This window comes from Tissierella sp. MB52-C2 (assembly GCF_030931715.1).
GTDB lineage: Bacteria > Bacillota > Clostridia > Tissierellales > Tissierellaceae > Tissierella.
Genome location: NZ_CP133261.1, coordinates 1,056,859 through 1,080,106, shown reverse-complemented (window position 1 = coordinate 1,080,106; position 23,248 = coordinate 1,056,859). Strand labels below are relative to the sequence as shown.

At 29.8% G+C, this 23,248-nt stretch carries 21 protein-coding genes; 1 reads left to right on the top strand and 20 read right to left on the bottom strand.

Annotated features, from left to right (window positions below; translation table 11 throughout):
- Positions 1-160: 160 nt before the first annotated feature.
- Positions 161-364 (bottom strand): hypothetical protein, encoded by a 204-nt coding sequence (locus tag RBU61_RS05265; RefSeq protein WP_308878560.1) that lies wholly within the window; start codon positions 362-364, stop codon positions 161-163.
- 108 nt (positions 365-472) lie between these two features.
- Positions 473-682, bottom strand: coding sequence for a hypothetical protein (locus RBU61_RS05260; RefSeq protein WP_308878558.1), 210 nt, complete (start codon positions 680-682; stop codon positions 473-475).
- Between the two features lie 402 nt (positions 683-1,084).
- Here RBU61_RS05260 and RBU61_RS05255 point away from each other — a divergent pair, with 402 nt between their 5' ends.
- A complete protein-coding gene (locus RBU61_RS05255) occupies positions 1,085-1,498 on the top strand; it encodes a hypothetical protein (protein WP_308878556.1) in 414 nt (137 codons plus the stop codon).
- A gap of 1,186 nt (positions 1,499-2,684) precedes the next feature.
- On the opposite strand, the gene RBU61_RS05250 is transcribed toward RBU61_RS05255, so the two are convergent.
- The 18 genes from RBU61_RS05250 to RBU61_RS05165 all read right to left on the bottom strand — a co-directional run bounded on the left by RBU61_RS05250 (position 2,685) and on the right by RBU61_RS05165 (position 23,129).
- Positions 2,685-2,987 (bottom strand): hypothetical protein, encoded by a 303-nt coding sequence (locus RBU61_RS05250; protein ID WP_308878554.1) that lies wholly within the window; start codon positions 2,985-2,987, stop codon positions 2,685-2,687.
- Between the two features lie 185 nt (positions 2,988-3,172).
- Positions 3,173-5,680: an ABC transporter permease gene (locus RBU61_RS05245; protein ID WP_308878552.1), complete on the bottom strand. Its 2,508-nt coding sequence runs from the start codon at positions 5,678-5,680 to the stop codon at positions 3,173-3,175.
- The gene (locus RBU61_RS05240) at positions 5,673-6,350 is read right to left on the bottom strand and encodes an ABC transporter ATP-binding protein (protein ID WP_308878550.1); all 678 of its coding nucleotides are present in this window, start codon (positions 6,348-6,350) and stop codon (positions 5,673-5,675) included. The genes RBU61_RS05245 and RBU61_RS05240 overlap by 8 nt, the downstream gene beginning before the upstream one ends.
- Positions 6,351-6,458: 108 nt before the next feature.
- Positions 6,459-7,301, bottom strand: coding sequence for a HAMP domain-containing sensor histidine kinase (locus RBU61_RS05235; RefSeq protein ID WP_308878548.1), 843 nt, complete (start codon positions 7,299-7,301; stop codon positions 6,459-6,461).
- Entirely contained in the window at positions 7,301-7,975 is a 675-nt protein-coding gene (locus RBU61_RS05230) for a response regulator transcription factor (RefSeq protein WP_308878546.1), read from the bottom strand. Before RBU61_RS05230 ends, RBU61_RS05235 begins: the two co-directional genes overlap by 1 nt.
- Before the next feature lie 400 nt (positions 7,976-8,375).
- Positions 8,376-9,260: a DUF3658 domain-containing protein gene (locus RBU61_RS05225; RefSeq protein ID WP_308878544.1), complete on the bottom strand. Its 885-nt coding sequence runs from the start codon at positions 9,258-9,260 to the stop codon at positions 8,376-8,378.
- 402 nt (positions 9,261-9,662) lie between these two features.
- Positions 9,663-10,277 carry a hypothetical protein gene (locus tag RBU61_RS05220; protein WP_308878542.1) on the bottom strand — a complete coding sequence of 205 codons (615 nt, stop codon included), beginning with the start codon at positions 10,275-10,277 and terminating at the stop codon, positions 9,663-9,665.
- Positions 10,278-10,460: 183 nt separating this feature from the next.
- Positions 10,461-11,585, bottom strand: coding sequence for an amidase domain-containing protein (locus RBU61_RS05215; RefSeq protein ID WP_308878540.1), 1,125 nt, complete (start codon positions 11,583-11,585; stop codon positions 10,461-10,463).
- Between the two features lie 767 nt (positions 11,586-12,352).
- Positions 12,353-14,101, bottom strand: a complete 1,749-nt coding sequence (locus RBU61_RS05210; protein ID WP_308878539.1) for an ABC transporter permease subunit — start codon at positions 14,099-14,101, stop codon at positions 12,353-12,355.
- Positions 14,102-14,128: 27 nt separating this feature from the next.
- Positions 14,129-15,526: an extracellular solute-binding protein gene (locus RBU61_RS05205; protein WP_308878536.1), complete on the bottom strand. Its 1,398-nt coding sequence runs from the start codon at positions 15,524-15,526 to the stop codon at positions 14,129-14,131.
- Positions 15,527-15,593: 67 nt separating this feature from the next.
- Positions 15,594-16,715, bottom strand: coding sequence for a sn-glycerol-3-phosphate ABC transporter ATP-binding protein UgpC (locus RBU61_RS05200; protein ID WP_308878535.1), 1,122 nt, complete (start codon positions 16,713-16,715; stop codon positions 15,594-15,596).
- Positions 16,716-16,818: 103 nt separating this feature from the next.
- Positions 16,819-17,979, bottom strand: coding sequence for a S8 family serine peptidase (locus RBU61_RS05195; protein ID WP_308878533.1), 1,161 nt, complete (start codon positions 17,977-17,979; stop codon positions 16,819-16,821).
- Positions 17,980-18,015: 36 nt separating this feature from the next.
- The gene (locus RBU61_RS05190; protein ID WP_308878531.1) at positions 18,016-18,276 is read right to left on the bottom strand and encodes a phosphopantetheine-binding protein; all 261 of its coding nucleotides are present in this window, start codon (positions 18,274-18,276) and stop codon (positions 18,016-18,018) included.
- A 16-nt stretch (positions 18,277-18,292) separates the two neighbouring features.
- The gene (locus RBU61_RS05185; protein WP_308878530.1) at positions 18,293-19,375 is read right to left on the bottom strand and encodes a TIGR04066 family peptide maturation system protein; all 1,083 of its coding nucleotides are present in this window, start codon (positions 19,373-19,375) and stop codon (positions 18,293-18,295) included.
- Positions 19,360-20,778 carry a Cys-rich peptide radical SAM maturase CcpM gene (ccpM, locus tag RBU61_RS05180; protein ID WP_308878529.1) on the bottom strand — a complete coding sequence of 473 codons (1,419 nt, stop codon included), beginning with the start codon at positions 20,776-20,778 and terminating at the stop codon, positions 19,360-19,362. Before ccpM ends, RBU61_RS05185 begins: the two co-directional genes overlap by 16 nt.
- Before the next feature lie 15 nt (positions 20,779-20,793).
- A complete protein-coding gene (locus RBU61_RS05175; protein ID WP_308878528.1) occupies positions 20,794-22,512 on the bottom strand; it encodes an ABC transporter ATP-binding protein in 1,719 nt (572 codons plus the stop codon).
- Positions 22,513-22,586: 74 nt separating this feature from the next.
- A complete protein-coding gene (locus RBU61_RS05170) occupies positions 22,587-22,769 on the bottom strand; it encodes a hypothetical protein (protein WP_308878527.1) in 183 nt (60 codons plus the stop codon).
- A 192-nt stretch (positions 22,770-22,961) separates the two neighbouring features.
- Positions 22,962-23,129, bottom strand: coding sequence for a hypothetical protein (locus tag RBU61_RS05165; RefSeq protein WP_308878526.1), 168 nt, complete (start codon positions 23,127-23,129; stop codon positions 22,962-22,964).
- Between the last annotated feature and the right edge of the window lie 119 nt (positions 23,130-23,248).

The window sequence follows — 23,248 nt, the reverse complement described above, 5'->3', positions numbered from 1 at the left end:
TAAACAATAATTTGCTCAAACTTCGCACATAAATATCCTCATATGGACCTTGAAAATTGAATATTTGACAATAAATATATATATGTTTTTTGATTTTAAACACACGAACCTAGATTCCTTTAAATTGTTTTGGAAGTGTTAATAAAAATGAATCCATAAATTAATCTAGTTGTTCCAATGTTAATGATACTTTATCAGATAAAGTATCCATGAATGTCTTTGTATAAAACTCCTCACTCCTCACAGGTTCCCACTCTCTTAAAAAGGACCTGTTTCTTAGATAATAATCTAAAACGATTTGCGCCAAAGATTTGTCCAACACTTTTAGAGTCAATCTTTCAGTATCATAAATCTTATTCTTCATAATAATCTCCTTTTATTGTTCTCTCTACAAAGTAGTACGCAACATTCTATATGCCTTGAGGTGACAATAATGATATCGTGTAAAGACACTAGTCCCTTGGCAGAACTATTAATTTCTTATTGCATCTGCAATTAACTCAATTAACTTTAAAGCCTGACTCTCATCGATATCATATAAACCAAAAAATTCAGTAATCTCTATTCCTATTACCCTAGAATCAGCAAGAATTTGTCTTAAAAGAGTCTTTACTTCTTCAATAGAAAGACCTTCTTCACTAGGTGAGTAAACAGCATACGTTTCTTTTTTTTGCAATAGCATCTAAATTCAAGTGTATTAGTATACTACTATCTTCAGGAATAATATCAAGAGTGCTTTTTGCTATTAACTCTATCCCTTTCTCCCTAATTTCCCATAGACTATACATATTAACATCTTTATTAATTTCAGTCTCTTGTTGATAACCTAAAATTGTAACGTTGCTACCACTAAATCCATTTAACGTATTAAAAAAATGATTAGATTCTAAAAGAAACCATAAACCAGAACCTGCAGCACCTATGCATCGGTCTGATGATGGTTTGTATACATCAATATGAGCATCAATTACAACATTGAAGAGATGATTTATGAAAGCCGCATTAAAAATAGAAAACATTATTATATTCTATAAAGAGAACTACAGCTTGAGGAAATATAAATTTTTATTAGAGGTAATTTAAAATGAATGAAAAACAAGATTTAATTAATGGAATAAGAATTGTTTTAAATTTCTATCAGGCCTTATCATCAAATGAACCATATTATAATCCTGAATATAAAGGCAATGGAGATAAGTATTATGTCTATTTACGTTTAGAGCGTGCTGTAATAGATCAGGCTCATGGTGAAAGAGCAACATCAGGAAGGTATGCCATTTGGACTCGAGAGATTCGACTTCTAATTAAAAAAGCATTAGAAGAATTAGAGTATGACAAGTTAGATGAAACAAAAGAAAAATTAATACTTGCCCTTAATGCTCTGGGTGCTTTCGAGGATATTATGACAGTTTTTGATGTTGAAACTTTTTCACATAATAATTTAGATAAAAAGATAATTTTTGAAGGCTATTCTAAGTATTTGGCAAGGAAAAAATAGGTTATACTATTAACCCCAAAGGATATTATTCTCCACCCTTGAATAAAAAGCAGACGAATAATATCCTTTAATTAATTTAATTAAATAAGAAGTACAGCTAATCTTCATTATTTTCAATTTCTTTTAGAGTCCTTCCTTCTTCATCTAGCCACATAATTATTCCATTAGCACTTGCATATGTAACAAAGCCTGCTGCTACATAGGGGCTAGTGAAAAGAATATCCTCAACCCAAACTCCATCTTTAACTCTATCAGCATATTTATTCCTTAGATTAAGTATAGTGCCTGGGCAACTTTTTGTAGGACTAGTTGAAACGGATTATTTTATAAGCTATTCCTACGCCATCATAGCAATAACAATTTCAATTTCACCATATACTTCTTTTTTTCTTCTATTTTTCCCAATATCATTAAAAACGATATGTTTTTCCTCATGTATAAATTTTAGAATAACATGCTGTTTAGTCTTATATTTAGCCATTTTCAGGTTCCTTGTTGTCTTATTATTTTCTGTATTCCTACCACGCACTCTATGTGCCTTGAGATGACAATAAAGATATTGTAAGTATCTGCTACCCCTTGGTGGGAGGGTACATCTGATAAGTTCTAACAATTCTCTCACAATCTTTTTGAATTTTTCCATTTATATCATTATATTGCTGGATACATTTAGACAAGTATTATTTTGATAATTTTATACCTGATGTTTGTTAATACATTCTAATACTCTTTGTATTAAATTCAATTGTTTTAATTTTCCTGATGTAGCATTAATTTTTAGTCTATATCAATTAATTAACAATTATCTAAACTTATTAAAAAATAGGTTACCCCTAACCATCCTCATGGCAGGATTCATAGAACTAAGAAAGAGGTAGAAATGAAGCATGAATACTATTAATAAAGATAAAACATTGATTTATTTTAGAAAGATATGTTTTATATATCCTAAAGAGCCATGGATTCTTATATAATTATACTAGTAAACATATTCTAAAAGCTGTAATTCTAGGTCCTTTAGAGTTTCAAATTAAATCACTTTTAAAATTATATTCAAGAAGGTATTGATAATTATCATCTTCATTAAAAGTACCTTATTTTACTTTGTACTTGTAGGTCTGTATGGTAAATATACCAACACTAAACCCCTCAGCTTTCTGAGGATTTTAGCCTTAGCATATTCTTATTAAAATTGGTTTATCTCGCTTTCTCCTATGATCTTTTGCACTCGCAGAGCAAATGCCTGAAGCTCTATCTCTTTCAATAACAGCCCCAGCAATTTTTCATATTGAATAGAGCTTAGATTTATATATCTTTGCTGGCTTCGGAATGTACCGCTGGCATGAGGTGTAAAGCCGGGGATAAGTTGCATTTCTATTTCTATGGCTACGAGAGGTGTATCTCTCATAAATCTTGCAATCACTTTCATCAGTCCTTTCTTTTTCTGCAAATCAGGCAACAAGAAGGAGGCTATGTTTTTCAGTAACAAAGAACATAACCTCATGGCTGTTTTGCCTGATGGCAAATTTGTTAAATTGTATTTTAGGTTTATATAAAAACAGAGGTACCAAGATTTCTCATCTCAATGCCTCTGAATTTCTCGTTCCATAATAAAAGCTATGCTTATTTACTCCATGCCATAAGATATTCTATTTCCCGAATGCTTTAATAATTCTACTCTACCTCTCTTAATCTTTCAACGATAGATTTTCTGTTAATAAATTTATAAGATATCAACGTGATAACAAATACAAATCCCACAAATACAGGTAGACATATTAACGATGGCAACGCGGTAAAAGTCGGTGAAAAAGCTATATTATTAGACATTATCGCTTTTATCCCGAGATACCCTATCGGGCTTCCTACAAAAAGTACTATTAACCCTGTTAAAGAAATATAAATAAGACCTTCGGATATTAACATCTGCTTCATTTGTTTGCTTGTCATTCCAATACTTTGCAGCATTGCAAGTCCCCTTTTTCTTGCTATAAGTGAAGTAATTGTCGTGTTTACAAAGTTTGTAATTCCTATAAATGCCAATAAAACGCTTACTACAATACCTACTGAGAAGTAGGTTTTCTTTACTCCTTCAAATTCTGCTGCAAAAGTTGGTTTCGAAATATATTGCATATCTTTATTTATGTTGTTGCAATAATCAGATAAATAATCCTCCATTTGTTCTTGTGAGTTCTTACTAACATCAAATGTGGTCACCATAGGTGCAAGTTCACCCATATTTTCGCTAAATTCTCCTGATGGCAAAAAGAAGTCTACATTAACAAAGTTAACACCTCGTTGTGATATCGGAAATGGAATATCTGCGATTGCCATAACCTCATATTGCTCACTACTGCCATTGGTGAAATTTATTGTTATAGTATCACCGGTTTTATAATATGGAAAATTTTCGTCCGAACGAAAAGCTGAAGCAATTACATATTTTCCGCTTTTAAACTTATCCATATTGATTTCGCCATCAAAGCATTCCAATTCTTCCAGTATCGAATCATCTAATCCATACAATTTAACTTTTAAATTGTCCTGCGCGATTTCATTTTTAAATATAGCTGCCCCTTTTTCATTCATATCAAGTTCTACTATAGCTCGTTCAACAACATCCTTTATTTTATCATCCATTGGATAATTTATTTCAGAAAAGTAAATATTTCCTCTTTCACTTATACCTTCTTTAGAATATAACTCATCCAAAAATTCTTTGTTTAACGTTTGTTCTCCTTGATAACCTATAAACACATTAAAATAAGCTGCATCTGCTACAGCAAAGTCCTTTACAATGCTGTTGCTTAAGTATTTATCCATATCAAATCCATTGATAACTGAGTATGTACAATTTAAAATCACAAGACTTAACGAAAGTGAAACAGTTACAACGAACAATTTTTTTCTGTTCCTAAAAACATTTTCTTTTGCCATTCTAAAAGGACTTACTTTTTTACTTTTTCTTACCTTCTTATTGGTATTTTTACTGTTTTCCGTGTTTCTGATAGCCTCAATAGCGCTTACTTTTGCTGCAATCCTTGAAGGCTTCTTGGTGCTAATAAAAACTGTAACAACAGAAAATACAGCTGCCCCAATAAATATGACAGGGTTTAAAGAAATCACCATATTAGCCACATTAAAAGAAGCCACTACAATCGGGGTCAAAACTTTTCCTACTATAAAACCTACCGCCAAGCCTATTGGAATACCTATACAGCAAAGCAGCATCGCCTGTTTCTTTATGATTTTTTTGATTTGTTTTGAAGTGATTCCAACTGCTTTCAACAATCCATAATATTGAATATCTTTTACGATTGATATATAGAAGATATTTGAAATAATCAAATATCCTGAAAATATGATTAAAGCAATCATAGCCGCTGCACCTAAAATCGTAGACAAATCCCTATTTTCACCATTTCCTGCATAGGCCCAGTTTACCCCATAGTGTATTTCGCTATCCGCCAATCCACTTTCATCGATTACCTTTTGCATCTTTTTTTCAGTAAGGAAACTATTGGCAAAGGATACGTCCGCATTGATTTTTCCATAAAGTTCATCACCCTCATATCCTAAAAGCCTATCCTTAACGTAGCTTGGCGATAACCAAATTTCACTTGCCGATATAACACTATCCCCCTCCCAAAAACCAACAAGGGTAAAAGTGTCAGTGATTTTTTCATTATTTAAGGAGTACTCTATTGTGACATTCTGTCCTAATTCACAAGGTATCCCCAGTCTATCAAGAACAATCGCATCCGTAGCAATTTCATTTTCAGCTTCAGGCAGCCTACCGCTTGTTGGAAATGCAAACATGCTTTTAGCCTGCCATTCACCGGAGGTATACCGGATTTCAGTCGGTCGTTTAGTAAGCTCTCTATTCTCAGCAAATCCCAACACTACTGAATATCCTATTTCTTTTATAGATTTATGCTGACTGATTTTTTCATATTTTTCCATATTCAAGTTCTTAAACGTACCGTGCGCATTACTTCCCACCTGACGCATGGTGCTTTCCTGCATTGAATCCATCAAGCTGGAAGCCACTGTAAATAAACTTGTAAATAAAATGGTCGTAAGTGTAATCGCTACAATTACAAAAATATTCCTTAATTTGTTTGCATTAAAAGATTTTGCAGCAAGATTGTTTATGGTTTTTTTATTGTTCACTTTAAGCATTAAGACCACCCACAATCTTTCCGTCTTCGATTCGAATGATTCTTTCAGCCATTTGAGCAGTTTCTTCATTATGGGTAATCATTGCAATGGTTTGTGAAAATTGTTTGCTTGTTACTTTAAGTAATCCCATAACATCAAGACTTGTCTTACTGTCTAAGTTTCCGGTTGGCTCATCAGCAAGAATAATTGCCGGTTTTGTTGCCAATGCCCTTGCGATGGCAACCCGCTGCTGTTGACCTCCAGAAAGATTATTAGGCAAATTTTTTAATTTTTCCGTCAATCCAAGTGTTGTAATAATTATATTTAGATACTCTTTATCAACTTTGTTTCCATCAAGCTGAATTGGTAGAACAATGTTTTCATAAACATTTAAAACCGGGACTAAATTATAATTTTGAAACACAAATCCTATTTTTCTACGTCTAAAGATTGTTAATTCATCATCTTTCAGCGAATAAATTTCCTTTCCGTCAACAATAACGCTTCCGGCAGTAGGACGATCAAGCCCTCCAAGCATATGTAAAAGCGTAGATTTTCCACTTCCGGAGGTACCCACAATGGCTACGAATTCACCGTTTTTAATTTGCAAATTTACTCCGTCAAGTGCCTTGACAGTTGTTTCTCCATGCCCATAATTTTTTTTTAATTCCTTGCATTCTAAAATATTCATTTGAATATTTCCTCCTCAAAAATAATCTGTATGATAGTTTTCTATAATACAGATTATACTATAGGATTCTTTCCACAATCTTTCTCAAATCTAACACTTCTGTAAGATTTACTTAGACAAAAATATACAAAAAGTTGCTCCCTTTCCTAATGAGGAATTTACTTTTAAATATCCGCCCTGCCGCTCAATTATTTCTCTGGTGAAATACAGTCCTATTCCAACACCTTCTTTGTCTACAACATATTTGCTTCGATAAAAACGTGAAAATATTTTGCTCTGCTCGGCTTCCTCTATGCCAATGCCATTATCCGCAACACTTATTTTATAAAACATTTCATAGGATTCAATTGATACATTTATTTCCCCACCTTCCGATGTATATTTTACAGCATTGTCAAGGATATTATAGAGTGCCTCCGAAGTCCACTTATAATCAAAATTACATCTAAATCCAGTGTCAGTATAAATAATTGAAATCTGCTTATTTTCAGCACTTGTTTCGATTTGCTTTATTGCATCGCTGACTAATTCATCTAGACTGTTCTCAGCAGGATTAATATTAATAATGCCATTTTCCAGCCGTGAGGATTTAATAAGGGTACCAACTAAAAAATTAAGTTTTTCATTCTGTTTTATTATTTCTTTAAGTAGTTGTCTGCTGTATTGACTTAGCTCGCTTTGTTCTTCTAAAATCCCGCTGTAAAGCATTAAATTTGCAATAGGTGTTTTCGTCTGATGGGATATATCGGATATAAGCTCACTAATTCTTTGTTTTTCATCTTCAAGCTGTTTAGACTTTACTCTGTTCATCAAAACATAGCGGTTAAGCTTTGTTTCAAGGGCAGACATCTTAGTTTCATCAAACTCATCCTCTGTCGTCTCGTCGCAAATTGCATTTTCTATCATTTTATTCAAACGGTTAATAGTTTTATTTAACTGAAAGGGATTCATTATTTCACCACCCAACTGTAACCAATCCCGTAGATTGTTTTTATATATTTCGGTTTTGATGAATTGTCTTCTAATTTATCTCTAAGTCTCTTTATGGATACGGAAAGTGAGTTTTCATCAACATATTCAGCTCCATCATTCCAAACTTTATCTAATAATACCTGTCTGGAGATGGTATTTCCTTTGTTGCTTAACAGAAGCCATAACAGTTTTTGCTCTATCTTGCTTAATTCTATTGATTTATTTCCCTTGCTATAATTCATTGTTTCAAAATCAAAACTAAAATCATCAATCAAAAATTTATTTTGAGTTTTAACTTTTTTAAGCTGCGTATTCACCCTTGCACGAAGTACCATCAAACTAAAGGGTTTTGTTATGTAATCATCAGCACCGCTTTCCAATCCCGTTACAATGTCAATTTCCATATCATTTGCTGTAAGCATAATAACACTTACAGCAAAACGGCTCTTTATTTGCCTCAAAAACTCAACCCCATTACCGTCCGGTAAATTTATATCCAAAATTATTAGTTGAAAAGTATTCTCCTTACAGAGTTTTTCTGCCTCCGCAAGGGTATGGGCTGACGAAAATAAATAATCATCATTTTTTAGTGCAAGTACGATTCCATTGCATAATGAAACATCATCTTCAACAATTAAAATTTTATGCTGCATTTTTATCCCCCTTTATCATCAAGACTCCCTTTATTATAAACCTAATTGTTCGATGTCATCTATATTTTTGCCCTGTTTTCGCTCCAAATCATGACATTTTGTGGTTGTAACGGCCTATTTATCGTTTTGACCACAATATGTCATCAGAATTATACTCTCTACATGCCTTGAGGTGACAATAATGATGTCATAAGTATCTAGTACCCCCTTGGTAGGAGTATATTTCTAAAAAGTAGTTTTAATATTCATTTTAAAAATATAAATGATACACTAATATCTACTAATTCTAATTCACCATATCTTTTATATGGTTTGGCTTTTATTTATATTTTATAATCTTTTTTAAAATTGTAAACAACAAAACCCTCAATATTTGTTTGAAGGCTTTGTTCGTTACAATTTATGTTTTTCTTAAAACTTTTCCGTAAGGATGTGATGTATCTTTATTTTCAACAATAACCAGCTTGCCATCAGCAATCATCTTATCAATGCGAAAAGCATACCAACTATCACTAATACCTAAATTATATTTTCCTAAGAGCTTTCCGATAAATCGTGCCATAATAAAATCATTTTCTGGAAGATTCTTTGTGATGATGAAATCATAAAAGTTTTCTGGCACAGAAATTAATTTTCCGTTTATAATTGTTCGTAATGGTGCATTCTCTACCATTAAATCATCCCAGTAGTCACTAGCAATTCCCTTTTCTATCTGAGGTAATTGTTTTTCAAGGTGTAAGAATTGATAAAATTTACCTGCCTCAACTTCTCCCCAGTGACTATATTCTACTATTTCATTCTCAGATCTGTGCTTATATTTAGGTAAAGAGACAACACTTATATCACAGTCAAGATTCCTTAATATATTGCAGACAAAATAAAATCCACATGTAGAATAAGGAGCATTGCTTTTCCATATTCGTATAGGTATTCCACTCTTTGCAGCAGATAGAAGATATTCCATATCTTTACGCTGATTTAGAAAAAACTGTTCTTGTTCTTTATTATCAAAATCAAATCTCTCCCACAATTTGAGAAAAACATTTTGGCGCTCATCTCCATCAATGGAACCAGAAATTTCTCCAATATCAAGTGAAAAACCTATTTTAACTACATCTTTGGAATTCCCCCCAACTGCTTGACCTTCAAAATGTTTCTCTAATTCAGCCTTATTTGGTTTTTCCCCAATATAGCTGATTGCTCCACCAATCATACTTTTTTCATTATAGTTTTTTGCTAATTTCATAGAGCCTTTCTCACTATCACTGAATACAACTTCAAGCATAATTTCACCACCTAGCATATATAATATAATTTTTATTTTATTGCAATGAAAGCTATAGTGTTTGTTTTTGTAGCATTTTAATCTTCCCACCATGTTTTATGGAAAAAGTAATATTACAAAGTCCTAACTTATTATAACATAGATAGAATTTTCTTTTCTATACTTACTGCCTGAAAGTTGTATTAATACATATAATAAAAAAGCCAAGAATAACAAAATCGTTATTCTCGGCTTTCTATGTACCGTATTATTGGAAAAGGGCATAAAAGTAGCCCCGATACTTTAATTCAAAATGTCGAGGCCCGTAGCTTAAGCAATTATTTAATTTATATCATAAGCTTTAATGTATAATTAATATAAAGTATTGCTTGAAATTACTTTATACTAATCACATTTTTAATTTTAAAAAATATCATAGACTTTTTTATTCTGATTAGTTTCATTTAAAAAAACTACTTGCAAATCTTTTAATTTCAAGCTTGGACAATATAAATATACTAATATATCATCTTCAATTCGGCAGATTGTTGGACTATATGCTCCTGCAAGTTTTTTATAATTATCTGGTTGAATGTCTTCTGTAAGTAATACTTGATACTTATCATCTATCTGTTCCAACTTTATCTTTTTAACTTTATCTTGTTCAATATCATATTTATACATAACACCATCAGTCTCAATACCAAGATTAAAGAAATAAGCATAATTTCCATCATATGAAACAATTACTTCAGTATATATATCCCCATTAATATAATTCTTATTTATTGGCTTCATATCAATGCTTCTATATATTGCTTCTTCATGGACATCATATACAAAAAAAACAGAACCATAATGAAAAATAACCCTATCTTTTGATGCATAGTCAATCAATACCATATCATGTGTAATTAAATAATCATTTATTATAGTAGAATGAACCTTTTTAAATGCTAAGTCGTTACTATTACTTATAGTGATTATAAATAGTAGTAAAAACATTATAATTAATAAAAAAATATTCTTTTTTCTCATTTCAAGACTCCCTTGCCCTTTTAATATGCAATAAAAAGTTCGATTCAAATTATCCTTTTGATTAATCAAAATATCAAATGCATTATAATTAGTTGAGAATTAGTTGTTAAATTTATTATCTAGACTTTCTTACATCATAAAGGTTGTTATTTGAAATAACAACCTTTATATTATATTATAATATTACATTTTTATGATATAAACACCACCACCAAATTGGTCTATTCTATTATCTAAAGGTGAATCATTGGTAAAACCTGAATGACCCGCTAATATAACATCGCTAATTGTCTTTTTATAAACTATCATTGTATGTTTCGCAACTTTATTTGCATTTACTATTGAAACAGCATCACCTATATCTGCATAAGTATGATAATCAAGTGGTCCTATAATTCTTTCAAAATATTTATACCCTATTCCATTATCCATCCAATACCATTTAAATGCATTTGCCCCCCTCCAGGTAGATGAGATATTTATAGTACTTCGTGCTGTTCCTTTAGAAAACCAATTACTAAAATCTTCTGCTGAAGATGCACTCCCTGGTGTTCCTTTCATGGGTTTTCCACCCGCATATAAACATTGAGATACGAAATTTGCACAATCACCACCATGGCCATCCCAATTTGAATATTCGGGGTTATATCTATTCCAATAACTATTAATATATGATACTACTTTGTTTTTGAAGCTTGCAGATGACATCGGTTGGATTTGGGATTTATCTATTTGTTTTTCATCTGGATATTCTTCTGTAGCTAATGCTACTAAATATGCTTCAATGTAATTATCTATTATCTGCATATCTGAATCCTTATTATTATTAATTTCATCATAGTTATCAATTAGAAACTGTAAGTTATATTTCCAATTATCAATTGTCGTTTTTATACTTGAATTTTTATTTATCAAATCAGCAATGTATATTTCTTCTAGTAAGTCTTCATAAAATATTCTTGCAAAATAATAGTCATTTTCATTATTTATCTTTTTAAAATCAATTTTACTTAATTCATTAAATGTTAATTCCCAATCACTATTTTCACTATAATAATCTTTATTGAATACTTCTACTTTACTTTTTTCTTTCTTTTGCTCAATTATTAATGTTTCAACTTTTAAGCTACCATCGTCATATCCTGTAGATATATCTCTATTCTCTAGATTCTTTTTTAATATTAAAATATCACTACTTAAACTCCTATCCGTATCTTCAATATTTTTGACAGCATCAGCCATTACTGGAACTGACGTTACTACCAATAATACCACTAACATCATTATAAATTTTTTATTCCTTAACATAACTCTTCCCCCTATTTTATCATTCTGTATCCTATTTTCATATTCCCACTTATCCTTCAACTTTAAAATTGCCAGCTAAATACATAAAATCATTAGTAATTTTATGCTCTTCTAACCTTACCTAACATCTACCAATGCAATTATATACACTATTTTAATCTAGTTTTCCTAATATAGTCACCTCCTTAATAAAATTTATATTAGCTCGTTGCAAAACTCCTTTCTTTTTATTGCGCAATTAAAGTTTATTCCAGAATGATTTTTTTGTCAGCTAACTTTTGTCCATTTTTTTGAAGTTCTTTAAAATAAATTTTATAATAAAACTAGGAACAGTAGAAATCATTGTTCCTAACTCTACGGATACTAGATTATTAAAAAAGTATAAAAATAGCTTCGACACTTTATTTTAAAATATCGAAGCACTTGCCTTAAAGTTTTTATTTAAGTTATAATATATTTTCCCATAATTCAATATGGTTTTAGTTTGAGAATTTTACAAACAGGTTTCAAGCTTTCATTTTAAATTATTTAAATTTCTTTATTTAATCATCCTCTAAAAATTTAAAAGAATGCTCGATGCCTTTAATGAAATTACTATTAGTATTATAAATATTACTATAAGTATACCTATAGCGATATTCCACTTTCTGTTCGTTCATGCCTGCCTATCCCCTTTATATTGATGTAATTAAAGTTTATTCTAAAAAATTTTTCTTGTCAGCTAACTTTTGTACATTTTTTCAAGTTCTTTTAATAAAAAACTAGTCTTATATATATCTTTTTAAAAAGATCTTTCTTATTAAAAAGAAGATTGCAAATACAGGTATTAAATATAAACACGAAGTAGCAAAAAACGCACCTAAATTCTCATCTACTATTTGTGATAAATATATTGATAATGGATTTAAATTTGAGTTTTTAAGTAGAACTAACCCCTGTTCTATCACATTCCAGTACTCTGTAAATACTAACACTATCAATATGGCTATTGTTGGCTTTATATTGGGTAGAACAATATTTTTAAATACTTGAAAATGCGTTGCTCCGCAATTTTGTGCTGCTTCAATACACTCCTTTGGAAAGCCTTTCAATTGTAATCGTATAATAAATACGCCTATCGGATTAAATATTGCAGGAAGAATTATGGACCAATGGGTATCTACAAGTCCTAAATAGTCTGCAACAAGATAATTGGGTACCAAAAGAACTTGTAAGGGCATAAGCATTATTAATACATATATAAAAAACAGTATTTCTTTATACCGCCATTTACTGTATTCAAAGGCATATGCAGCCAATGGTGAAACAATGCATTGACCTATAAGTATCGGTACAACTATCCTTATAGAATTTAAGTAAGCTTTCAAATACTTAGGGTTATTAAATACGTCTAAGTAACTGCCGACTGTAGGGTTATCTGGAAAAAAACCTATATTAACAAAATGCATATTTCCCGCTGTTAAATCCATTGTATTGTACTCTGTAATCTCCTTCGTATACCTGCTGATAATCTCTATGTCACCCATAAATGAATTGGCAAATGTAAAGATTAAAGGAAGTAAAAAAAGTAATCCCATTATGATTGTAGCGCTATTAGCAAAATAACTCGATGTTTTACTATATGTACCTTTATGGTTTCCTTCAAAATTCAAAGTATTAAAAGTATCTGAATACTGTTTTTGTAATAGAAACATTAAAGATATAAACACTCCAATGATAACAAACAGCAAGTATGATGCTGTCGTTAATTTTTGTAAGTTTAATCTAAAAAAATGATTGTTCATATAATGTTGCAATAAATATATATTTTCATTTGGATAATTATCAAAGAGCAAGTAAATCTCTTTGAAAATCTTAAATGAATTTACCACCAATAGCAATATGGAAATAAAGATAATTGGTGTCAAATATACTAAGGTAATTTTATAAAATCTCTGAAATCTATTTATTCCTTCCATATCTGCCATTTCATAATACTCTTTAGGGATTTGATTAAAACCTACATATAATATTAAGCTTGTAACTCCAACATTTTTCCAAAGAAATATAATCACAGCAATAACCATGACCCATTTGCTATTATACCAGTTAACCATAGGGATATTTAAGGAATACAGTATCTTATTAGCAAGTCCATTAACATCAAAGATACATTTCCAAAAATATATACTAGTACCTGAGGGAATAACAAAAGGTATTATTGATATTAAAAATATAACTTTCTTACCTTTATTTAATTTTCTTATACATAATGTAAAAAATAAGGCTAAAATAAGGCACAAAGGAACAGCAATGACTATAAAAAGGCTTTGATTTGTTAGACCTCTTTGAAACATTGGATTTTGTAAAGTGTCTAAGAAGTTTTTTAAGCCTATAAACTTCTTCTCCCCCATATTATTTAATAGAGTATAATAAAAAGACAATATAAAGGGGATACCATAAAAAAATAATATCCCGAATAAACTAGGTAATATATATGGTAATAGACGGTCTTTTTTTATATGTTTTATCTTCATATACTTTCCCTTTCATTTATTTGAATTTTATTCATTTAAATAAGTAAATACCTTGTTTTGAATAATCTTTGCTGTTTCTTCCGCTGTTGCTAAGTCATAATAGTAGTAATTATCTAGTTCTTCTCTTAGTAAGGTTGATAACTCTCGATTCCCCACTAATACATCTCTCTCTTGATTCCATTTATGTATTTGGTCTAATGTATCTTGAAACATTTTTTCCTTCTCTTCTTCATTTGTAAATTTCCAATTACCCTCAAGTCCGTTTTCTTTATACCACTTAACCTCGGATTCAAAACTATGTCTGAAATGGGTATAAAAATTCTCAATATTTATTGGTATATTCCCTAAAAACATGAAGGAATATTTTTCTTCATCTTCTTTTGTTTCAAATACAGGTAGTTCCTTAGCAGATGCACAGTATTTTAAGAATTCCCATGCCAGCTCTTTATTTGCACTATTATTAGAAATAGCATATGTCGAAAGGAAGTTGCTGAATGGCATGTTTCCTTTACTACTTATAAATGGTATAGGACTTCCGGTATTTTCAAATTCAACCATCATATTTTTCAAATCTATATCAATCGTTGTAAATTTAGCAAACATAAAATCTTTTATTAAAAAATCTTCATTCCCCACTCCTATACGAGTAAAATCCCATTCTTGAGTGTCCGGATGATAAACTGTATTCAGCTTTTTTGTAAGCTTCAAATGTTGTATAAATTCGTTGCTATCAAAATTGGCATCCCCTGTTTTAATGTCAAAAAAATCAACAGATTCATAATTAAAAAAAGATTCTTTCCCGATACCTGGCATAAGATAAAATTCGTCTGGTGAAGGGTGAGTCTTTTTAACCTTTTCATATATATTAATCATTTCAGTATAGTTAATGTATTTATAATTTTCGTAGTCTAAACCTATACTCTCTGCTAGAGGCTTACTAATATACACCATATCATAATTAAATGATAATGGCATAGCATATAAGCCACCTTCATATTCCATAGCTTCAAAAATATTAGTATAATAGTCAGATTTATTAAAATCAGGATCACTATCCATAAAATCATATATATTAGCCAATAGACCACTTTGGGCTTTGTGATTTATATCCAAAGCACTTAAATCTATCAAGTCACTGGCTGTACCCCCTAATAAATCTATAGCTATTCTGTACATATATGAAACCCTGTTATCTTCCGGTCGTTCCACTATAATCTCAACGTTAGGGTGCATATCCATAAATTCTTCTGCAAATGTATCAATATACGTATCAAAGATAGTTGATACTGTCAATGTTCCGCTTAATTCTTTATTATCTCTTGTCTCTGGAAAATCGCTATTTGTATCTATATTATTTGAGCATCCAGATAATATTACTATTAACATAAAGCCTACAAGAATCTTCCATATCATTTTATATTTCAATTTTTTATAACTCCCTTCTCTACGTATTTGCTTAAACCCATTCGAGTCTTTCCTCATTTTTTATTTATTAAAAAATTCTTAAGCTTGTCTCATAATCAAATAAATGTATTTTTTCTTTATTTATATAAAATGATATATTATCACCAATTCTAATCTTATTATCTATATTAGTTTTTATAACGCAGTTTTCATCATCTATATCGAAATAAATATATGTATCTAAACCTATTGTCTCTACCATACTAACATATGCTTTCAATATATTTGAATGCTCTTTATCCCTAATCCTTATATTCTCAGGTCTTATTCCTATCTTTATAGCCTTATTTATGTAATTATTATCCTGTAAAATCTTTTGCTTGCTTTCAGGCAGTTTAAGATAGATCATGTTATCGTCATTATATTTCCCAATATATACTTTCAGTTGCACCTCCTCTTCATTTATAACAATGGTTCCGTCAAATACATTCATTGACGGACTCCCTATAAATCGCGCCACAAATATATCATTTGGTTTTTCATAAACTTCTTGAGGTATACCAACCTGATGTATCTTTCCATTTTCCATTATTACAACTCTTGTCCCCATAGTCATAGCTTCTGTTTGATCATGGGTAACATAAATAAATGTAGCATCTAATTTTCTGTACAGTTTGGATATTTCTATACGCATCTGAGTTCTTAATTTGGAATCCAAATTTGAAAGAGGCTCGTCCATCAGAAAAACTTTAGGATTTCTGACAATAGCTCTTCCCAATGCCACTCTTTGCTTTTGTCCCCCTGATAAAGTATTAGGTTTTTTATCAAGAAGAGGCTCTACATCTAATATATCTGCCACAGTTTTAACCTTATTATGAATTTCTTTCTTTGATAGCTTATTTATTTTTAATGGGAAAGATATATTTTCATATACTGTCAAATGAGGAAAAAGAGCATGGTTTTGGAACACCATTGCTATGTCCCTATCCTTCGCAGCCATATGATTCATAAGAGAATCATCCATATATAGCTCCCCATCAGTAATGTTTTCAAAACCTGCTATCATTCTCAGTACTGTAGTTTTCCCGCATCCAGATGGTCCGACAAGAACAATAAATTCTCTCTCTTCTATTTTAAGGTTAAAATCTTTAACAGCATGAAAACCATTGTCATAAATTTTATTAATTTGCTTTAATTCTAACTCTGCCATATTAAACAACACCTATAATTATTTTTTAAGATTTTAATTTTAATTGATAATTTGAATTTCATTTTATATCTAGATTTAAGTTTATTTAGTCTCAATATAGTTCTCAATCAAACATTTTTATAATTTTACTAAATATTGCTTTTATATCATAAGTCGCAATATAATCTATAGTCTTTGAATCCCTTAACATAGAAAATCGCTCCGGTACTAGGTATATATCAAACAAATTTTTTTCAATATATTTTTCAAATTCTTCTACAGTAATAACCACTAATAAAACATCTATTATATTGCTGTTAATAATTAACCATATCAATTCATCAATTGAAATATTATACTGGTTTTCCCACTCTCTTGAAAAATTTGTTTTACTAATATTATTCTCATCATCTAGCAATGCACATAAATATCCTTCTTTTTTAAAGAGTTCTTTCAAATTATACTGTATAAGATTGTCTATCTTCTGGTCAACAACTATTCCTATTACTGGTATATCATTTGTCAATGATTTGAAAGATTTTGGGACTATTCTTTTCAGAAACTTATAATATTCTCTGCAGTCAATGTATTTAGATCTTTTCATTAATTCATTTCTTATTTCTTCCATATCCATCCCTTGCATCAAGTAATAGCACACCTTTGCAGCTATATACGGTACAGCAAAGCTATTTGTCATTCTTATATTTTGATCTTCTAAGTATTGCAGGGGATGGTCATCAGGCAAAGATGTGGCAATATCTATTCCATCAAATGCATTGTTAAAAAAATGATACTCCCCATTTTTTAATGAATATTGACGACTATCATATCTAACACCCAAAACATTATCAAAGGAAGCAGGATAAGTTACCTTATTAGTGTTGCTACATGATGCAACTAAAATAATCCCTTTTTTACTGATTGTATCAATAATGTTTTTCAATTCAGATGTATCAATCATTGACAATACACCCAGACTCATTGAAATGAGATGTATTTCATTTGTAATACACCATTGTAAAGCAACATTAATATTACTGGCATTAATACTATCTTTTTCATTTGATTCAATATTAATGTCATAAATGTTGCACTGCGGTGCATATTTCAAGAAAATACTGACACACAATGTTCCATGAGACTCAGAACTTATAGTTTCATTGTCTGACTTTATAACACTATTTCCTTTGACTATATAGTGAAAAAATTTATAGTTATCTTTGTAAAATATGCTACCTTTATTTATACCATCATCTATGAATGCTACCTTTAACCCCATTCTCATATTCATCACCATTATATAATAAATCCAGTTTTGATGCTACATTACTTCCACTAAGGATGTTAATTTTACTATAGCATCTATCAGATTTGCTACCGTATGGTCTTTATACACTTCAACCAATTCATTCAAATCAATATCATATTCTTTCTCTAATTCAACAAAAATATAGGCTAATTCACGACTAGACATATAAAATGGATTAATAAATATATTTGTATCTATTTGTTCTACTTTTCTACTACAAACTCTTTCTATTATTTCAATTACCTTTTTTTCTATATTTTTCTTATTATGCACATTATCTCTCCTTAAACTATATTTGGACTTTATTCTGAGACAATTGCTCCAATATCTGCTCATAGACTTTTTCAACATTATGATTTCCTAGTACATTGAACAAAGTATAATGGGTGTTCTTCTGATTTTGTTCTTCTATATAATTTTCAGATGTATTATTACTAATTGTTAAATATGTCAAATCTCCATATTTAATTTCTGGATAAATAAGTCTTGTATTCGAAATATTATAATACTCAACAATACTGTCCAATTTATACTTACACATCTGCATATCATTTTCAAAAAATCTATCAGTATAGTCATTGTTGTACAAACTTCTAATTGCTATATCTGGTTTAACAGCATTTGTTATCATATATGCAAACTTTCCAAATTCTTCAGGATGTTCTTCACTTATGGGCAAGACACCTCCAGGAACACCTATAATCATTAAATCTGGTTTTTCATTTATTATTTTACTATATACCATATGATTCAAAGCGATAATTATATCATCTATTTTCCCATCTTCAAAAATAAAAGATGGGAATGAATCAAATCCAAATAAATCTGAATATTCTTTCGTACCTAACTGTGACACAGCGTATCCTTTGTTCTTAAAAAACCTTCTCAATGATAATTGTATATCAAATTTATTACAGTTTAGACCATCCCCTAGAACAATAATAACTGGCACATTAATTTGAAATATTTCCCTAGTCTTTACTTTTAATTTCATATTTCTATGATGATCATAAGTAGTAACTTTATCTGCAAATTTATATTCAATATTAGTTAATTCTTTATATAAATCTCGTGATAAGAATACTCTTTTCTCTGATTTAATTATTTTTTCAATTGTTTCAATGTATCTCTCTATAGAAAAGTAAGCTTTTTCAAAAGGAACATATACAGTCTCACTTTCATTTAAAGACTTTTCAAAATCATTTGATAAATTGTGGATAATTTGATTACCATCTAGTTCAGGATATTCCTTGATATAAATATCATGGTTAATGTCAGTAACTAGTTGAATTCCCACATTATTTATAAGATCAATATTTCTCATTATTGGGGCTGTTTCCTTTCCAAACGGATATATCATAATTTTTCCCATTGTAAAACTCCTTCCTCAAAGTTATAACTATTCTCCTTCAAAAAACAAATATCTAAGAAATCATCAATTACCGCTTCTTTATGTTGATTACATCTAGATAATCTTTTCTCTGGAGAAGGTTTATCATCTAACTCATCAGCATGTGCAGCACATTGTCCACAAAAAATAAAGCACCAACAATTTCGACATTCTTCTTTAGTACAACTGCCAACATTAAGTATATCCTTAACTTTTTGAACATCTATACCAGTGTTTAAATTCCCTATGTTCATTATTTGGGACTTTTCACTTATCCTCTCACATGGAAATATATTTCCATTTATATCAATAAATAATCTAAACTTCCCAGGAATACAAGGACCTCCAGGATGACTAACTTCTGATATCTTTCCTATTTTTTTCATTAACCTATATTTTTCAATAGCAGGGCCATTCCATCGCGTAAAAAGGTCTGAAACTTTGTCAAAATCAAGCTTACCTATTAACCAGAGCATACATTTAGATGTTTCAAATCTTTCAACAGCACGGTACTCATCAGGATAATAAATCATTTCATTGCTATATACCTCAGAAACTGCAGTGCTTATTACTCGCATATTTTTTATTAGATTATGAGTAGCGAAAAAATCTTTTACATTTATTATATCAGCATCTGGAGAAAGTACAGAATTAATTAAGATTGTTGAGAAATAATCTGGATGTTGATCTCTTATTCGCTCTAAGTTTTTGATTATAATATCAAATGTACCTTTTCCACTAATAAATTTACGATTAGTATCTTGACATTCTTTATGGCCATCTAGACTAATAACTAATCTAAAATCATTCTCTACTAAATAATTTGTTATTTCAGATGAAAGTAATGTTCCATTCGTTGTTATGGTATAGACAAATTTTTTATTAGAGTAATTTGACTTTATATATGAAATAACTTTCTTTATCAACTCAAATTCTAATAGTGGTTCCCCTCCATAAAATCCTACAGTATACTCAAAAGAATCATATGAATGCTTTACCAAATAATCGACTGCTTTTTTAGCCATTTCAAAATCCATAACTTTATCGGAATGAGTTCTATTCTTATAATTTCCAGAATAAACACAGTAATTACATCGTAAATTACAATTTTGTGTTACCTGTAAATATATTCGCGACAACATACTTTCTAAATAATACTCTACATTATCTGTATCAGGATGTTTTATTTCTTTAATATTTGATTCATTGCAAAAACCAGATTTTTGAAAAGATTGTAAAATCACATTATCTCCAGCTTGTCCCCTCCCTTCTTCTATTCTCCTTAATGATTGAAATTCTGATTTTTCGATTTCCAAAATAGAATTCATATTTCCATCATATACGTAATACTTATATGGAGATTTTATTGTTTTGTACATATACATATTCTCTTCCTCCCTTTAAGTTTTATATGATATTTCTGAAGTAATCTCACAGAATTCTTCATATGTAAAAATACCGTCAACAGTGCCATTGGATATCTTTATAATCTTGTCCACTTCCTTTAATATTTCTCTATTATGAGTAACTATGATTAAAATATTATCATTTGTTTTCATTTTAATTATTTTATCAAATGTCTTTTTTGATTCTTCATCATAATTAGAAGTTGGCTCATCTAAGATTAGAATATTTCCCTTCTTTAAATATGCCCTTAGAAGAGAAAGCTTTTGTTTTTCGCCTCCCGATAACTTGTTACCATTAGTTCCTATTTTTACGTTGTTTTCGCGTCTTAAATTCTGCAAAAAGCTTTCTATATTAAATTCTTTTAGTAAATCAATTATTTCTTGTTCTCTATAAATATTTTGAGGATCTACATTTTCATATATACTTCGATTAAATAATTTTGTATGTTGCGTAACAACTCTTATATTATCGCGATAAGAGTCTATATCTATATCTTTAAGGTTAATCTCATCAATTAAAATACTGCCTTTACTAGGATGTATGAAACCTAATAATAAGTTAATAATTGATGTTTTCCCACTGCCATTTTCTCCCCATATTGCTACTTTCTCTCCTTTATTAATTGTAAATGAAATATTTTCCAAGATTGTTCTATTATCAACAACAAGACTAACATTCCTTAGTGATATATTCGAAGGTCTGTTATGGCAAGAAATTTTTTTGCTATCTACTGATGTCTCTTCATCTAAGTTCAAAAATTCCATATACCTTAAATACGCCGGTATTATTTCTGCCGTTCTATATTTAACAAAAGTAATTAAACTTATTGTACTTATTAATGTTGTTGAATAAGACAAAAACGCAAAGAGTCCACCTAATGTAATCTCTCCATTAATAACAAGTGAGGCTCCATAAAAATATATCGTTATGCTTACAATCAAACCTATCACATTGCTAATCATATTATTTATTTTATCGTTATATATTGTAGTTCTTCTTGAGCTTATTTCCTCATTTTTAACATCAACAAATGCATTTTTTGAATGAGTATATAAATTCCATAACTTTATTGTTTCTATATTAGCAAGCACATCTCCAAGCCACTCATTTGACTTTTCAACTTTTATCATTAATTCTTTAAACAAAGTGGTCTTACGTTTAGTAAAATAATTAGTAATGCATATCTTGATTGGAATGGCAATTAGAATAATAATACTCAGCTTCCAACTTATAATAGATAATCCAATTAATCCACCAACAAAGTTAACTATTCTTCCAAGTATTAAAAAAGTACTTTGGTCGACTACAGTCGTAATAGTCGATATATCAAACTTAATATTTTCAATTACCTTATAATAAGTCGTATTATCATAATATGCCATCTTAAGTCTTAACATTTTACTAAAGCATTCTTTTAAAAGATTAAATGGCACCATCTGAATAATATAGGTTGAGTTTACCATTTCTATATATTCAAAAATTAAATTTACAATAACAAAAAGTAGCATTACCAGAGTAATAATCCCTACTGTTTTCATATCATTTTTTATAATACCATCATCTATTAAAATTTGTCTTATTAACGGAGTAAATATACTTATTAAAGAAGTAAAGATAGTGGAAATAATTATTATGACAATTCTCTTTCTGTAAGGAGAAAATAACTTTAAAATATCTATCATTATTTTTTTTGTTTGTCTATTATTTGTCATCCTTTTCTTCCCTCTTTATATTGCATATTTTAGTGTCCAACATCTGCAAATACAGATGTTGGACAGCATTCTTATTACCATCTTGGAAAATCTGTTCTTTGAAAATATCTTTCAAATGCTTCATATTCAGCCATTTCCTCTTTAGAATCATGTGGAGGTGTACATCCAACTATACATATAGAATTACATTCAGTACAAGCAGCTTTGTAATAAGATGTGAATCTCTTATCGTCATTTCTCTTACCTAACTTTTTCATACTTGTCCCTCCTTTCATTTTACGACTTCATTAATATGTAGATAATATTATCTACATATTAGCAAAATTCCATTTGCTAATTTTTGAACGCTCAAAGTGCTAGCCTATATATTAATTAGAAATCGTCATTTCTAATACTAGCCATATCTTACTTCAAACCCAAAGTTAATATTTTAAATTTTTATTATCCAACTAACAGCATGTTAAGAAACTTGTAGGACACGCACGCGTAAAAGTATATACAAAAATCTCATCTTCAGAAATTGACTCAATGATTTTCTGTTCTGACATATCCATTATTAAATTTTGATCTATTATTTCATCTGCAGTTTTATTTATCCTTTCCAGTAATTCGCTCATGCTTGTCTACCTCCTTTTTATTTCCTTCTTTATCTAAAGTATATTTTATAATAAAAATCCTGTCAGCTAACTTTTGTCCATTTTTTGAAATTTTTTATAAATAAAAAAACATAGAACTA